Annotated in this window: 10 protein-coding genes; 6 read left to right on the forward strand and 4 right to left on the reverse strand. The window is 44.2% G+C overall.

Features of this window, described 5'->3' with window-relative positions:
* Positions 1-2: 2 nt before the first annotated feature.
* Entirely contained in the window at positions 3-1577 is a 1575-nt protein-coding gene (locus tag BUC07_RS16175) for a glycoside hydrolase family 43 protein (RefSeq protein ID WP_073171920.1), read from the forward strand.
* A 76-nt stretch (positions 1578-1653) separates the two neighbouring features.
* Here BUC07_RS16175 and BUC07_RS16180 read toward each other — a convergent pair whose 3' ends face one another.
* Positions 1654-2793 (reverse strand): DUF6051 family protein, encoded by a 1140-nt coding sequence (locus tag BUC07_RS16180; protein WP_139279616.1) that lies wholly within the window; start codon positions 2791-2793, stop codon positions 1654-1656.
* A gap of 260 nt (positions 2794-3053) precedes the next feature.
* On the opposite strand from BUC07_RS16180, the gene BUC07_RS16185 reads away from it, so the two are divergent.
* Entirely contained in the window at positions 3054-3902 is an 849-nt protein-coding gene (locus BUC07_RS16185; RefSeq protein WP_073171925.1) for a LytR/AlgR family response regulator transcription factor, read from the forward strand.
* Positions 3903-4085: 183 nt separating this feature from the next.
* On the opposite strand, the gene BUC07_RS16190 is transcribed toward BUC07_RS16185, so the two are convergent.
* Both BUC07_RS16190 and BUC07_RS16195 read right to left on the reverse strand, forming a co-directional pair.
* Positions 4086-5531 (reverse strand): glycoside hydrolase family 76 protein, encoded by a 1446-nt coding sequence (locus BUC07_RS16190; RefSeq protein ID WP_073171962.1) that lies wholly within the window; start codon positions 5529-5531, stop codon positions 4086-4088.
* Between the two features lie 193 nt (positions 5532-5724).
* Positions 5725-8253 carry a cellulase N-terminal Ig-like domain-containing protein gene (locus BUC07_RS16195; protein ID WP_073171928.1) on the reverse strand — a complete coding sequence of 843 codons (2529 nt, stop codon included), beginning with the start codon at positions 8251-8253 and terminating at the stop codon, positions 5725-5727.
* Positions 8254-8585: 332 nt separating this feature from the next.
* On the opposite strand from BUC07_RS16195, the gene BUC07_RS16200 reads away from it, so the two are divergent.
* Genes BUC07_RS16200 through BUC07_RS16215 form a run of 4 tightly spaced genes read left to right on the forward strand, consistent with a single transcriptional unit; the run spans position 8586 to position 15029 of the window.
* A complete protein-coding gene (locus tag BUC07_RS16200) occupies positions 8586-10970 on the forward strand; it encodes a TonB-dependent receptor (RefSeq protein WP_083578303.1) in 2385 nt (794 codons plus the stop codon).
* A 36-nt stretch (positions 10971-11006) separates the two neighbouring features.
* A complete protein-coding gene (locus tag BUC07_RS16205; protein ID WP_073171931.1) occupies positions 11007-12236 on the forward strand; it encodes a DUF4374 domain-containing protein in 1230 nt (409 codons plus the stop codon).
* Between the two features lie 12 nt (positions 12237-12248).
* Positions 12249-13409, forward strand: coding sequence for a PepSY-associated TM helix domain-containing protein (locus tag BUC07_RS16210; protein WP_073171934.1), 1161 nt, complete (start codon positions 12249-12251; stop codon positions 13407-13409).
* 15 nt (positions 13410-13424) lie between these two features.
* Positions 13425-15029: a diflavin oxidoreductase gene (locus tag BUC07_RS16215; protein ID WP_073171938.1), complete on the forward strand. Its 1605-nt coding sequence runs from the start codon at positions 13425-13427 to the stop codon at positions 15027-15029.
* A 211-nt stretch (positions 15030-15240) separates the two neighbouring features.
* Here the strand turns inward: BUC07_RS16215 and BUC07_RS16220 are convergent, their stop codons facing one another.
* A complete protein-coding gene (locus BUC07_RS16220) occupies positions 15241-16518 on the reverse strand; it encodes a vWA domain-containing protein (protein WP_073171968.1) in 1278 nt (425 codons plus the stop codon).
* Positions 16519-17149 lie beyond the last annotated feature (631 nt).

Consider the following 17149-nt stretch of genomic DNA (forward strand, 5'->3'; position numbering starts at 1 on the left):
TTATGAAAGTACCTGTTTTAATTCTGTTTAGTTTTTTTACCCTCATTTACGGTAATTCAGTGTTTGCACAAAACGGTGCGAAAAACCCCATCATCCATGCCGACGTGCCCGACATGTCGATGATTCGCGTGGGCGACACGTATTACATGAGCAGCACCACCATGCACATGACCCCGGGTGTGCCTATCATGAAATCGAATGACCTAACCAATTGGAAAATTGTCAGTTATTGTTACGATACGCTTGATGATGTGGACGCACTGAACCTCGAAAACGGGAAAGATGCTTATGGAAGCGGTTCGTGGGCAAGTTGCATCCGTTATCACAACGATACTTACTATGTGAGCACGTTTGCCGGAACCACCAACAAAACGTACATCTATTCAACCAAAGACATTGAAAACGGACCGTGGAAGAGGATTACATTTAGTCCAAGCTATCACGACCACACCCTATTTTTTGATGACAACGGCAAAATTTACATGATTTGGGGCGTTGGCCGGTTGATGATGGTGGAGTTGAAAGAAGACCTGTCGGGTGTGAAAGAAGGAACCGAGCGGGTTCTGATTGAAAATGCCAGCAAACCGGCGGGCGACAACATGATGCTGCCGGCCGAAGGGTCGCAGCTTTTTAAGGTGAACGGAAAATACTACCTGTTCAACATTACCTGGCCGCGAGGCGGTATGCGCACGGTGATTGTTCACCGCGCTGATAAAATTACCGGTCCGTGGGAGAGCCGGCTGGCTTTGCAGGACCGGGGCATCGCACAGGGCGGCTTAATCGATACGCCCGATGGCGACTGGTATGCCTACCTTTTCCGCGATTACGGCTCGGTGGGTCGCATTCCCTACCTCGCTCCGGTTACATGGGAAGACGGCTGGCCGGTACTGGGAATAAACGGCAAAGTGCCGGATGTACTGGAAGAATTGCCGGCAAGCAAAAGTTTAATACCCGGAATTGTGGCATCCGACGATTTCAAACGCAAAAAAGGGGAACCTGATTTGCCTTTGGTGTGGCAATGGAACCACAATCCCGACAATGAATTTTGGTCAGTGAACGGCAAGAAAGGGTACCTGCGTCTGAAAACCGGTCGTGTGGACGACAACTTTCTTCAGGCCAAAAATACACTTACCCAGCGCACCATTGGCCCGGAGTGTTCAGGAACAACAGCAATCGATGTTTCGAACATGAAAGAGGGCGATTTTGCCGGATTGGCTTTGCTGCAAAAAAAATATGGCCTTGTTGGGGTAAAATTTGAAAACGGGACCAAAAAAATTGTAATGGTGAGCGCCCAAAATGAAGAGCCGGTTGAAGTGGAAAGCCTGCCGCTGAAACAGGATAAAATTTACCTGAAAGCGGAAGGCGATTTCAGCAACCGCAAAGATGTGGCCGATTTCTATTACAGCCTCAACGGAAAAAAATGGATAAAAATCGGCTCGCAACTAAAAATGGAATATACGCTTCCGCATTTTATGGGCTACCGGTTTGGGTTGTTCAACTATGCTACAGAAGAACCGGGAGGGTATGTGGATTTCGATTATTTCAGGATAAAAGACAGTATATCAGGAATGAATTGAAATTTTTCATTGATTAATCACACACCACAAACCCGGCTGACCATTCCTGCCTGGGTGTTTTACCTCGGTAAAATACTCAGGCAAGAAATTCAGCCCCTCTCTTAAATACTTTATTGAATGCGGACTTAAGATCATGGCGATCAATCCTTCCATTTTCCGGGAAAGGTGATTCGTGGGAGTATTCAAACGGAAAATCCATCACCTCAAAACATTCCTCTGCCCTTTGTTTTCCCATGCAGGCTTCAACTCCACTAAAAGGCATCACTTTATCTTTTAAAAGTGAAATACCCGAAATCCTGTGTTTTTGACTTTCAAAAAATGTTTCCCGCTCATTTTGGTTTATATCAGGCTTTATCATTGAATTAAAAGCCTGGAACAAGAAATCATTCGTATTTCTTTTCGATAGCTGCCGGTTGAATCCCGTTTCGATCCAATTTTCACAATAAAATCTCAATAACAGGTTATAGGCCTGTCTATCCATGATATATTTCGATTCTCCATACATATTGCCGAAAATTGCACCACCACAAAAAATGAAAAGGCGTGACGCAGAAAACAGTTTTCCCGGATTGGCCATCAAAAGTATTTCGGCCAAAAATGAGCCAATGGAATAGCCAAAAAAATCCATAGTTGTTCCTTTCCCGAAAAGCGGGTGCCTGCCATTTGAAATTTGTGAAGCCAACCGGGAAATATCCTCAACCGTCTGAATTCCTGAATTATAGAAACGAAGAGGCTCTTCCGTCAATCGCTCACTCATTGCCACGTTGGCAAAACTTAATGAGCTGAAATCCCCTTCCGTTCTTTTTCGTTTTTCAATTAACCTGGTCATCTTTCTCGGATCGCTCCATGCTGAAGGCCTTCTGTTAATATGAAATGCAATAGGAAAAAGAATAACCGGCTTGCGTGTTGAGGCAGCCAGGTATTCGGCCCAGGAAATATATTTGTCCCAACTCTGCTCATTTAGTCCGTGCAGCAACATAATACACGAGTTGTTAATACTGTTAACCGGAACAATTACAGAATAATGAAAATACCGGTTTTCTGATATAGCAGAATCAAAAGACAGAAATTCATTTTCCCGGGCTACATCAGTGGTTGAAAATTCAGAGCGAAACGAAAAATTCAATGTTTTCAATGCGGGTTTCCTTATAAAATTTTGCATCAGCACCCGCTTTGAATATTTATTTTGAACCACTGGATGTTGTTTTGTTTGCATAGTTTTTCTTTTTGAGCGAACAAAAACAGATTGTTCTGTTACAAATAAAAGCCAGCAAAACTCCTTGTGCAAAATAATGGGTCATACCCCTGTGAAAGGGGAAAAAATCGGTTCTACAGGGACAAAATGTATTTATTTGGGGTGAAATCCGATAAAAGAACATTGAAAATGATTGCACAATGGACCCGAATGGGCTACCTTTACAATGCCATAAAACACTTTTTGCATTTTGCAGGATAACAACAATTTTTCAAAAAAGAATGAATCAAAAAATTCCGGAATACTTGTATGAAAAAGGGAATATCACAAGGTTGATAATCTACACCGCTTTGTTTGCCCTTATTTTTATAAATATTTATCAGCCTTTTGATTCGCGCAACTGGTTTCCGGTATCAGAAGTAATGTATCTGGTTTTTTCGAGCCTGGTAATTCTTACCGGCGTTTTGGTCGTACTTGTAAGCAGGATTATCATGTACCACTATGCCCGTCGCAACGGGCTCTTTTTTTGGCAATATGCATTATGGATCCTGACCGAAATATTTGCCATGGCCATGTTTTATACGCTTTTCCAAAATATTGTTCTCGATGATCAACGGCTTTTCAGCGATATGTTGCGGCAATCTATTATAAACACATCACTTGTGTTGTTACTTCCCTATTCCATTTTATGGCTCTATTTTACCCTTAAGGACAGAAACAAAAAACTGGCGATACTTAGCAATAAAGTACCTGATAAAGAACAGCATGGTAAACAAATGTTTAATTTCAGAGATGAAAAGAGAGAACTCAGGTTTTCAGTTGTTGAAAACGAAGTACTTTGGATTGATGCAGCCGACAATTATGCAAAAATCCATTACCAAAACAAAGGCAGAATTGCCACTTTTATGATCCGGAATACGTTAAAAAAAATTGAGAATGATTTTGCCTCCACTTCTCTTGTGCGCTGCAACCGTTCGGTCATTGTTAATTTCGATCGGGTTAAAATTCTCCGCAAAGAACAGGAAGGTATTTTTCTGAGCCTCGATTATGAATCAGCACCCGACATCCTTGTTTCCAAAACTTATGCCGACAAAGTTTTGGCGCGGTTCTCAGAACAGTACTCCGGTTAGCTGGCGGGGCCAACATTCCCGCCCGTTTTGTAAATCACGAATGCTTTAAAATTTATTTTTCCACTGCAACAAAACATTTTGAGATGTTAAATGCATCAGGAAAATGCATGAGCCGCAGACATCAAAATCGGCATTCGTTTTGAACTCCGGATATCGTTGCAAAAGGTGCAGATTCAAAAACTTCTATTCTGTTTTTTCAAGTTCGTACCGGGCCAAAACAGCGTATTCGGCAGCAAAAGCAAAACTGAACATGGCTTCTGTTGTATTTTTGGCTTCATCTGAATCCCAGCCATTCAACAGATCAGAAGGAAGAAATCCATCATGCAGAAAATGCCCGTAGCCATAATCGAGGTTTCGCTGAAAACTATCGATATAATCAGCCACACCTTTGTAAAAAGGGAATATATCAACATATCCGCGCATCAGCACGCCGTTAAACCAGTTTCTGAACCCGCTGGTATCGAAAGTATAATAACCTGGCATGTCAGTAGCGGGGGTGGCAAAAAAGCTGAAACTTGCATCCGACAACTGCGTTGCGTCATCAAGATACTTATCATTTCCGGTTGCCCGGTAAAGGTCGGCAGCGCCTGAAAGCATTGTTCCGCTGTTGTATGTAATGGCCGGTCCTACCCTGTCAGTGCAAACAATTCCCTTACGATAAATTTTCCCATCAACTGTTTCGGTTTGCGGTTTATCGGGCGTGCAACCACCCAACATATCGTCGTAAACCCCATCAGTACGCAGTAAGTGTTTTTTTTGCCAGTGGTATATTTTTTTGGCGAAGTTCAAATAAAAATCGCTTTTCTTTACCTGCATTGTTTTTCGGGTTTCCCTGTCGGTTGCATCAATAAAGCGGTATTCAATCTCATCATTCTTATTTTTATAGAGTTCATGCAACCACACCAGCGGACTAACCATTGGCCCGTTGCTGCAGGAATGTTTGGTTACGTACCCCGGCCCCCAGGTTATGCCGCCAGTTTCTTTTCCGTTTGCTTCGCGGGTGCAATCCCATCCGTCGAGCACATACCCGGTTAAATACTCCGCTTTTTCCAGAAACTCCGGATTCTCGGTCAGCTTATAAGATTCGAGCAATTCACGAATCAACCACATCTGGTCGTCGTACACATTTTCAATTCCCGCAACTTTTGCAGAACCTTTGGAGGTACCTCGATGTACTCCGTAAACAGTCCACTCACGGGTTTGGGTATAAGATGTCAACTCAAAAGTTCCGAGATAAAAGTTGGCGTTTTCATATAATTCCTGCAATAATTTGGCATAACGCTTAAAATGTTCGTTGTAAAGTGCGGGGTTCCCGTTTTCGTGATGTGCCTTCAGGGCATGAAGGATTGCGTTGACAGCCTCAACCGCACTGGTGTACATCCAAATACTGCCTGTTTCGTCAGAACGAATTTCGTTGTAAGGATTGTAGTACCTTGCCATTTTCATATCGTTTCCTGAGAAGTGGGCAGCAATTGTCCGGTCAGTAACATCCATTGCACGGCGTAAATTTTGCTCTGAAAGTGAATCTTCCTGCGGTTCTCCGGAAACAGTATTCGCAATTGTTTTGCTGAACCCGGCCGTGACTAACAAAATAAGGACACAAGTTAAAAACACACGTAAATACATCATATTCAAAATATTAATTAGCACTCCCAGCTCCTTCACCAAGAATTGCATTCCTCAAACAGGAATAAAAATGGTTAATCTATGGAATTATACAAATTTCGCAAGATTTTTAATTACAATAATTTCTCCAATTCACAGGTACATTCTCGTAGGTATTGTTTGTACATTTTAACACGATTCGAAAACAATAGCCCTTTTACTTTATCAAATTCTTAAACGCTGATCCAAAAATCAGATAACTGGTATTGCCGCCAATCGTGCCTTCGTTTTGTCCCCACAAGAACGGCCAGTCATCGTAATTTTCAAAATGGTCGGGTTGGCGGAATAATATGCCCGGCGCCACATTGCCCGGGATAAAGGAGAAATCGGCCCGGTTGTTTCCGTAAAAGACTTCTTTGGGACGTGCGGCGCCCAGCGTGGCCACCAGCGAATAGTTGTGGTACGGATGGCAGCCATACAGCCAGTTGGTAGCCTTAAACGCATGGCTGGCATCGATTATATCGGAGAAATGTTTATGGGCAAAACAGATGGTGGTGCCAAAGTTCACCACGGCCCCGCTTCCGGCCCAGTTGCCCAAACCGATGGGCACTCCGTAGGGATTATCCTTTTCAAGGTCGTCGATGTATTCGTTATACTGTTCAACATACGGTCGCAGCTTTTCTTTGTACGAGGCATCCATGTGCGAAATGCCGTGCAATGCCGTCAAAATAACATAACTCAGGTTCCGGTCGAGTGCAGGCCATAAAAGTTCCTGAAATTTATCGGCATATTGCTGCTCCCCGGTTGAAATGTACAACTGGAGGTTGGTGCCCACATCTGCCGCTCCGAAGCGTCTGCCGCGGCTGTTCTCCGGCTGGCTGGCCAGCAGTTCGGTGGCCTCGTTAAGCAATCGTTTCGACTGGTCCAGTGCACGTTCCGCAAGATCATCGTTGTATCCTTTCAACGCGCGGCTGACAGCGGCAAACATGGTGGCCGCCCTGAGGTCGAGACCGGGATTGCGACTTGTAAAGGCCCACATATCGTCCTTCACCCCGCTCGAAAGGCCGTCGGAAGCCGTTTCGTAAGAACCGAGAGCGGAGTTGTAAGGAAGGCCGTCGGTGATGGACGCGGCATCGCCCAGGTGATGATAATTGTACAACACCGAGTTGGAAAGCGTTTGTGCCATGTGGCCGATAATCTCTGCCTGGGCAACCAGATTCTTGGCTCCGTGCTCGATGAACTGCAAAATATCCGGCGTGCCGTCCGGGCGGTGCAAATCCACATATCGCTGCTCCTGACTGACAAACGTCTGGTCGCGTTGGGGTCTAAAATACTCCCAGGTCTGCACAAAGTTTTGCACCACGCCTATGTTCGAGCCGGTTTCAATATCAAAATCCCCGGCATCGAAAAAACCGCCGATGTTTAACCCGGGAATCCGTTCCAGCCCTTCATATTTTGTGTCGGTTGTGGGGCCCTGACGGTGGAGGTCGAAATGATCGGTATTTGGCGGCGCCTGCCGGTAACCTTCCTTAAACGGCTCGCCGTGCCACACCCGGTACCCCTCGCGCACAAACATGTGGTTCATGTGAATGGGAATCCAGATATCGCTGGTGGCATCGGTAATTTTGTCGTAAACGTCATCGTTAATGATAAAGTTATTGGTTTTCTGGTCGCCATACTGGATATAATAAATACCGGGGGTGTTCACGGAAGAGAAATCGAATTTCACATAGTGGTATTTGTAATAGTCACCCCAGGGCTCAATATTGCCGCTGAACACTTCGGCAGCCCGTCCGTTTTCATCGATTTTATAAAGCGAGGCCGTTGCCAGCAGTGTGTCTTTTTTGTCGAGTTCAATCACCGAAACCTTGGGTTGCGAAGGAAGGTAGCCAACCTGCGAGAAGCCGATGTTTGGTTCTCTTATCCAGCCGTCGATGGCATGGGGTTCCACGGTCCAGCTCAGCACCTTGCCCGTTTTTCCTGCCGGGAGCAGGCTGCGCACCACAAACCAGCCGTTTTGTGCCAGCACCCGGCCGTCGAAAAGCATGATTTCGGCATCGTGCGAGGTGATTTTCACCCTGCGTTCCGGGTCTTCGGGCGCAAGTATAAAAGTACGCCCGGTTTCAAGTGGCAGCGGATCCACAAACCGGCCGGTCCCCCGGTCGTCGGACGTGACGTACCCTTTGAATTGTTTTATTTTTTCGCTGTTGGGCCGGGTAACGGTGTTGCCCACCACATAGCGCGGAAACCGGTTGAGGCGCCCATCTGCCAGGTAGGTTTTTCCCCAGTATTTCGAGGGCAGGAACTCCAGGTTAAACCCGGCAGCCCCTTCCAGTTCCGCGGGAACGGGTTCATCCAGGTAAACTGCTATTTCAACTCCTTTGTCTTTGGCGGTAACCACCACCCGGGAAGCAAAGTCAAAATCTTCATACGTCAAAACCGATTCAATAGAATTGGATGCACGTTTTACCGTGCGAATGGGAATGGCCGGAACAAGATCCCACTGCTCCGGCGTGTTGGACAGCCGCACCGCACCGCCCTGCGCGGTTCTGACACCATGATGAATCAATTCGATGCCGGCGGTTTTTTCGTCGTTAAAACCTCCGGTAAACAGGTTGCTATATACCAGAACGTTAACGCCCTGGGTTTCGAAATACTCCAGATCGTTGAGTTGCAGCTCTTGCCCCGGAGCCTGTTGAAATGCTGCCAGCAACACGAATAGTGTTAAAAATATAAGTTTTTTCATGATGGTCAAAAAAATTAAAATCAGGTATTGGTTTAACTAAATATTTACTTGTAATTATCAACGCTATTTATACACTTAAACACAGATACTAAAATAGAAAAATATGTGCTATAACAAAACAATTAAGATTGTAGCAAAATGAGATAATTATCAATAAAATATGCATCAACCTGAGGCAAAATATTGCATTTGCTCAGGACTCACTTGTTCAGAAATTACCACCCAATAACCTTGCTTCAATTTCTGCAATTCCCCATTTCTTGGGATTGCCTCTTATCTATAATCAGTCTAGATTTGTGCCCAATACATTAGAAATCAAACAAAAAAAGCAGATGATGGGAGTTGTTGGTAAGAAGGTGATTGAAAAATGGATAGCCATGTTGCTATTCTTGCTATGCTTTCTTCCGGCTATATCGCAAAATGCACAAACAAAAATTGAAGGCACCATTGTGGATGAACAAAACCAGCCGCTGCCTTTTGTTTCCGTCCTTATTGAAGACACTCAGAAAGGTGCTGCTGCAGATGAAAACGGCTATTTTTTTATCGAAAATATTACCCCCGGAAATCATCTGCTGAAAGCAAGCAGTCTGGGATACCAAAACGAAACAATTGCCATTGATGTTGCTGCCGGCAGAACAACGAAGGTTTCCATTGTTTTGCGGGAATCGTCAGTTGATTTGCAGGAGGTGACAGTTGCCGGCAAAAGCAAAGTAAGACAAGCAAAAGAGACGGCCTACGCCATCAATTCAGTTAACGTGAAATCGCTGCACAACAGCAACCAGGATTTGAACCTGGTGCTCAATAAAACTACCGGACTTATGGTCCGCGAGGAAGGCGGACTGGGTTCCGGATTCGATTTTGCCATCAACGGACTGTCCGGGAAACAGGTTAAATTTTTTATCGATGGAATTCCACTCATTAGCACCGGAACATCGCTCACATTTAACAACATCCCGGTAAATCTTATCGACCGGGCCGAAGTATATAAAGGCGTTGTGCCGGTTAACCTGGGATCCGACGCTCTGGGGGGTGCCGTGAATATCATCACCAAACAATCGGTAAAAAAGTTTTTCGATGCATCTTATTCTGTCGGGTCATTCAATACGCACCGGCTGGCATTGAACGGGCATTATTTTAATGAAAAAAACGGCCTCACGTTCAACGCCCGCGCTTTTTACAATTATTCCGACAACGACTACAAAGTGGAAGTAAGTGTGGTGAATCCTGAAACCGGCACTTACGGCGAACCGGAAAAGTTACCTCATTTTCACGATGCCTATGAATCGAAGATGGTGCAGTTCGAAGGCGGATTTCTGCAAAAAAGCTGGGCCGATATGTTTTTGCTGGGAATCATTTTATCCGGTAACCACAACGAAATTCAGCATGGTGTAAGCATGGACAGGCCATACGGTGAGGTTTTCCGCGAAGACGACGTGTTGTCACCTTTTCTGAAATATAAAAAAGACGACCTTGGGGTGGAAGGACTTGATGTTAAAGGCTATTTATCATATACCGACGGGCAATTCCTGGTTGCCGACACCAGCTCGCGAAGGTACAACTGGCGGGGTGAGTACGTAATCAATAACGACGAGAACATTGGAGAAGCCAGCTGGCAAAAATCCCTGTTCCGGTTTAACGACAAAACGGTTATCGGAAATGCCGGAATCCGTTACCAGCTCAACCCCCAAAACCACATCGATTTCAACCTCACATTGTCGTCGGTTAACCGGCAGGGTAGCGACCCCCTGAGCAGATATGAAACGGCGTTTAGTCAGCCCAATACCCTGAACAAATCGGTTTACGGATTATCGTGGTCGGGGAAATTCTTCAGGAACAAACTCAGCACCACCCTTTTTGTAAAACTATATGACTTCAATTCTGAGATGTCTGATGTGGACTGGGACGGTGAACGCACAATCTACACTTCTGACTACAACAACGCCGGCTATGGAACTGCCATAACATGGTTTTTCAGCAAAACCGGGCAACTGAAAGCTTCTCTGGAAAATGCATACAGGTTGCCCGAAGGATACGAAATGTTTGGTGACGGACTGAACCTGCTAAGCAACCCCAACCTTCAGCCGGAAAAGAGCCTGAATGCCAACCTGGGATTTTTATGGAGCTACCGGACAGGCGTTCATTTCATTGAAACAGAAGGAAACCTGTTTTACCGCAATGCGAAAGATTTTATCCGAAACCAGGCCGAAGGCGCTACCAGTACATACGTCAATCAGCGCGATGTATTGAGCTCCGGCGTTGAATCGGAAGTGCGTTATACCTGGCGGCAAAACTATTTTATCAGTCTGAACGGAACGTATCAGAACATTATCAACAATACGGAATATGAAGGCCAGCGCAAAAGTGGTGTTTACCGCGACCGGATTCCAAACATTCCGTACCTGTTTGGGAACCTTTCGATTGGAGCCTGGTACCAGGATGTTTTCAGCAATGCCGACAAATTCACCTGGCAGTTTAACAGCCGTTTTGTGGAAGAGTATTTTCTGAAATGGCCAAGCCAGGGCGATCCCGAAAATAAGTACACTATTCCGCAGCAAATTGCTCACAATGCCGAAGTAACTTATTCGTTTGGCGGGGGAAAATACAACCTGGCGTTTGAATGCCGCAACCTGCTCGATGCTAAACTCTACGACCATTTCAGGCTGCAAAAGCCGGGACGTTCTTTTAACCTCAAAATCAGATACTATATCGAGAAATAATCACAAATAATTTTAAATCCATTTAAAGTCAATATCATGAAAAAGTATTTTAATTATTTAATCCGTTCAGTATTATTCCTATCAATAACAGGATTGGTAATTTCGTGCTCAGAGGACGAAGTCAATCCCGACCTCCCCTCTGACCAGGAAGCTTACACCGTTGCCCTTCAGGTTCTCGGCTCGAACGACGAAGCTGCCGATTACCTTGTTCAAACCGAAACATTGTCGGAAGGAACAATTACGTCCGAAGGCCAGGGGCTTGAACAAACCGGGTGGCGCTATTTTGCACAGGTAGATAAATCGGTGTTCAGCATCGGCTATTTCGATGACAACAACTGCATTGGTTACCAGCTTGATGAAAACGGCGATTTGGTGGAATACGGCCGTTTTGTTTTTGAAAAGACACTCGATTGTATGCTTCCTGCCGACAATAACACGCTGCTTGCATTCGAAGTTCCGCGCACCGGCATAACCCAGCGGGTATTGCATGTAATTGATGCGGAAAGTGTTTCGCTGGACCGGAAAGTGGAAACCGACATTTACAAACCCGAAGGCGACACCTTGCCCAAATGGCCCACAGGCATGGTGGTAAAAGGCGATAAGTTGTTTGTGTCATTTTACCCGGTATCTCCTTCCGGCGATTTTTCCACACCGAGCGTGGATACGGCCCAGGTGGCGGTGTTCTCTTATCCTGAACTGGAGTTTGAGCAGGTCATCAGTGATACCCGAACCAGTCCGATCGGTGTTTACGGAAATGCAACCGGTTTGCTCGAAGCAGAAAACGGCGACCTTTACACCTATTCCTCATCGTCTCTGGCAGGTGGTTTCACCAAACAAACCAAACCATCGGGTATTTTGAGGATTAAAAACGGAACTACAGCATTCGACCCCAATTATTTCCTCAACATTGAAGAAGCCACCGGCGGCGGTAAAATTGTTTACTTCTCTTACGCCGGAAGCGGAAAAGCCGTAGCACGAGTCGTTACCGACGACTCGGTCTTGTGGGGTGCGTTTTCACCCAGTAATCCAATCTGCAAACTGGTTATTATCGATCTGAATGCAGCTACAGTTACCGATGTAACCGATGTGCCGCTTCACGGAGCACAGTATGCCACACCTGCCCTGGTGGAAAACGGAAAGGTTTACATGAGTATCACCACAGCTACCGATGCCCATATTTATGAAATTGACCCGGAAACTGCTACAGCTGTTAAAGGTGCTGAAATCGACGGTCTGGAAGCCAAAGGGATTTTCAACTTAAATTAAAATTTATTCATCGTGTATTCCCGCATTATAAACATAATTACAAAAACACACCAGTGGCTCGGGTTAGGTTCCGGGTTGCTGGTATTTTTAATCAGTATTTCAGGTGTTATTTACACTTTTAAAGACGAAATTTTTTATGCGGCCCATGCCGAAAGCATGCACGTAAAAGAGCCCGGAAACGAACGCCTCCCGTTGGATTCGCTATGGAACATCGCCCAGGCTGAATTGGGCACTGAATATCCGATAACCACCGTTAATGCCTACAAAGAGCCCGATAAGACCTGGCGGTTTAAAGCGTATAAATACAACAAAGAAAAAGTTAGTTATTTCTCCTGGTGTGAGTACGATTATATACTGTTTATAAACCCTTATACCGGTGAAATCAAGAAGACAATGAACCACAAATACGAGTTTTTCCAGCTGGTGAAAATGTTCCACTGGAGTTTCTTGCTGCGCACCGAAATCGGTCAGCCCATAGTTGGCTGGACGGTTTTTCTATTTGTAATTTGTCTTATCACCGGAATAATCTGGTGGTGGCCCCGCAGAAATAAATTCACCAAACGTTCTTTTACCATCCGATGGCGTGGTGTTTCAATGGATATTAACCGCGATTTGCACGTTGTAACCGGTATTTACAGCATTCCGCTGCTTTTGGTTCTTGCTTTCACGGGAATGGTCTGGTCGTTTAAATGGTTTATGGCCCTGGTTTATGTTGTGGCCAATCTGAGCACACAGCCTCCGGCAACGCCCACTCCACCTGAATCTGCAACAAATAAGCCCCTAAAAACTATTTACGAAACGGTGTACCAAAACAGCCGAGCGCATCACCCGGAAGCATACGATATTGCTTTGTACGCGCTTGAAGAAGATAAAAATACGGTAGATGCCTACGTAAAAAACAAGGCTGGTGTGTATTACGATGCCAGCCTCGAAACGTATGATGCTTCCACCGGCAAACGTTTAACCGACCGGTCATTTGAGAATATGAACCGCGGAGAAAAACTAATCGCCATGAACTACGATATTCACACAGGCGCTGTACTGGGAATTTGGGGGAAAATACTGGCTTTTATTGGTGGGCTAATCGCTGCCGGGCTACCGCTCACAGGATTTATCATTTGGTGGTTACGGCAAAAGGAGAAAAACAAGTTTTTAAAGCAGATGGAAATCTGAAAACAAAGGATTGCAATGTTTTGGAAGTGGAATAAAAAAAGTGTAAAAGAAGACGAACTGCTTATTTTATTTGGAACCCGTTCTGGCAATTCCAAAATGGTGGCCAAACAGGCTGAACAATTTTACCGGAAAAACGGCGTGAAAGCTACCTGTGTGAACATGTCGAAATACAACGCGGAAAAACTACCGGAGGTAAAAAAATTGCTGGCTGTGGTTAGTACCCACGGCGAAGGAGAACCACCGGAGCAGGCCCAAAAATTCTTTCTGAAAATGACGGAAAAGGGCATCGGCAACTTGTCGCAGCTGAAGTATTCTGTTTGTGCACTGGGTGATTCCGGTTACGAACAGTTTTGTAAAGCCGGAAAAGATTTGGATGAACGCCTCAGCCGGATGGGCGCCACACCGGTTTTGCCCCGGATGGATTGTGATGTGGAATTTTCACAAAATGCAGCCCAATGGGTCAGGGAGAGTTTTAAAGTCTTTTCATCAAAAAACGGACACCAAAAGATAGTTGAAGGAGCGGTTAATTTTCAGAAAGAATCAAAAAACCGCCCGCAGTTTTCAGCAATAATAACCGAAAAACGGAAACTTACAGCAGACTCGGCTCAATCACCCGTTTATCATATTTCGTTGAAAGTTGAAAGCAAAGGATTTTCATATAAAGCCGGAGACTCCATTGAGATTCTTCCCAGAAATCCTGAATGGCTGGCCAACAAAATACTGGAGCAGGTGCAACCCAGCTCCACAGAATCCAACTCAGGGCCTTATTCAGATTTAAAACTTTTTCTTTTAGAAAAAACCGAAATTACACGCTTAAATGCAGGAACAGTAAAAAGGTACCAGAAAATAGCAAAGCTTGAGCAACTGGAAAAGCTTTTAAATAACCAAACGGCTTTAACCGAATACCTGGCGCAGTCGAACCTGCTGGATCTTCTGCTCGATTTTCCCTGCAGCATAACTGCCAAACAGTTTATGGCAATTCCGCCCAAACTGACACCACGGATTTATTCCATTGCATCGGGCCCGCAACTGAATCCCGGCACTATCGATCTTACCGTGAAAACCATTCGCTATCAGTTCAAAAACCTTCCGCACGAAGGTTCGGGCTCGGTTTTTATCAATGAAGATTTACACCCCGGAAGTCCGCTTGAATTTTCGCTGGAAAAAAATCCGGAGTTCCGGCTGCCGAAAGACTTCAAAACACCGGTTATAATGATTGGAGTGGGAACGGGAATTGCACCTTTTCGGGCGTTTTTGCAGGAACGGTCGGCGCATGCAGTCCAAAACGGTACGTGGCTCATCTGGGGAGCCAAAAAACAGGCCAGCGATTCGTTGTATAAAGAAGAACTTGAAGCATTTAAAAATAACCGAACACTGGAACAACTGGACACGGTTTTTTCAAAAGATAATAATCCCAGAAAGTACGTGCAGGATATTTTAACCGAAAATAGAAAAAAATTGGTTAAATGGCTCGAAAAGGGGGCACACATTTACGTTTGCGGCAGCATTGCCATGGGGAAGGGAGTGAAAAGCTGCCTGAACCAACTCCTGGAAGGTTCCGGTTTTACATCTGTTGAAGAATTACAGAAAGAGAGCAAGTATCATGCTGATATTTATTAGAATGCTGAAAGTAGGTTATACGGAGGCTCTATTTGGTTAAGACGAAATAGTATGACTTCTGTCCACAAAATAGCGAATGATTCAAAAAAGACTTATAAAAAAGATGCCAGTCCGAAACAACTAAATTACAAGAATTTTGATTGACCTTCTTTGTAAAACAGCATCTTTTATTGTCCGCCCAGCTATTTAATTTACGGTCCCAGATTAAACGTTAAGGAACATATTCATCAACCAGCCTGACCATTAAATCATTCAATTTTTCAACTTCAAATTCTCCAATGGTGGGTTCCAGGTGATCGTTTCCAACTCCACTGTCATCGGTTATAAAAATGTATGTTCCATTGGTTAAAATAGCAAACGAACGCATTAAATATTCGGTGGCCTTGTCGATACCAGAAGCTGTAATTGGGACTATTTTTACACCTTGTTCAGCTGCGGCAATTAAATTTTGTTCAAGGCTTGAAATTACTTTTTGCGTGTAATGTGGTGGAGCATCTAATAACAGAAACATGATGCGGGCCGAGGCTTCATCGTTCCACGTATTTTGTGTAATGGCAACATCCAGGGCAGCATGCACAGCCTCGGGAAAATCGCCCCCTCCTGAGGCAGATTGTTCTGAAATAAAGGAAATCAGGCTTGTTTCATCGCTTGTAAAACTGAAAGGGCGGGTTACAAATTCATCTTCTTCATCCCTGTAAAACACTGACCCAAAACGCATTTCAAGTGAAGGATTCTTTTGTTTTATCCGTTCGATGACACTATTCAATTCAGCTTTTAAATAGTTAATCTCATCGCCCATTGAACCAGTTGCGTCAACTGCGAAGTAGATATCAACTGATTTTTTGTTTTCAACTGTTTTATTCAGGTACACTTTGTTAATACCCTCGGCATACTCCAAAGCCTCGATTACCTCTTCGGCATCTTCAAACTTAACTTGGGCTGTCAGTCCTTCAAGGTCTAAATCCGACCACAATGTGGCTTTTCCTTTATTGTCTGTTTTGGTTTTCCAAACTTCTACTGCACCCGACAAAAGAGTGATTTCGGCATTTGCAACAGGTGCGTCATCTCTATCGGCAACCACAAAGCTGTACCTTTTTATCTCTTTGAGGTTCCATTTATTTACGTCTTCATAATACTCCTGGTTGTTTAACAGATTGTTCCAGAAGTCCCAGTTATCAAGGTCGTTCCATTCGCCTGATGTTAAAACTCCGGGTTCGAATTGGCCATTGGGATTTCCGCCTCCCCAGGCACCTGTGCTTGTAGGTGCGCCTCCTCCGGTTGGTCCTCCTCCAAAACTATTTAAAGCATACCTTGCTCCATCCATCCCCGTATTTGATTGAGGAATTTCGGGTTCGGTTACTTCACCAAACAAGCTTGTTTTACCGTTTGCCGTTTTTTTATTCGTTATGTCGTCATCCTCCCAGCAACCCCACATCAGTGCTAAAATTGCGATTAAAGCTAATTTTTCTACTACGTTTATTGGTTTCATAATAATGCGTTTTCTTTTGTAGATATATTTAAAAGCAAAAAGGTTGCGCCCCAAAGGAATTTTTTTTTACATCTCTACCAAGGTCAATGGGAAAAGGTGATAATTTGCAAATAAATATATAGAGGAGTCAGGGAATTTCTTTTGTCTGCTTGTCACAGAATGCACGAAAATTTCAAAGTTACCGCAAAATAAAAACGCCTGATTAAGAAACTATTTATTTTCTGAATGATGGACAAGACGTGCGTAGGGCGACAGGCCAAAAACTCACTGTTCTTCAAATCTGTCGCATTAGCAAAAAAAATCCGGAGAAGGTAATCGGTAAAAAACAAAACAAAAATCCCACATAATCGTATAGTATTCACAATCAATTTCTTAACAGTAAAATTGACTTATCATAAAATCCTTCTTTTTTGAAATAATGATTTTTACAGATCTGAAAATTTCAAATTAAAATGGGAAAAATACTCACCTTGATATCTGAAAATACCGTAAATTTCAGGGTAGCCCCAAAACAAAATATAGATTAATCTCTCTACTTAGGGTTTGCTGAAAAACTAACGATTTATTTTTAATAGGCATTGTTCAACTCCGTTATTAGCAGGTTGAAAATTCACTAATAATTCCATTGTCT

It is taken from the genome of Tangfeifania diversioriginum, assembly GCF_900141875.1.
In the GTDB taxonomy this organism is placed as follows: domain Bacteria; phylum Bacteroidota; class Bacteroidia; order Bacteroidales; family Prolixibacteraceae; genus Tangfeifania; species Tangfeifania diversioriginum.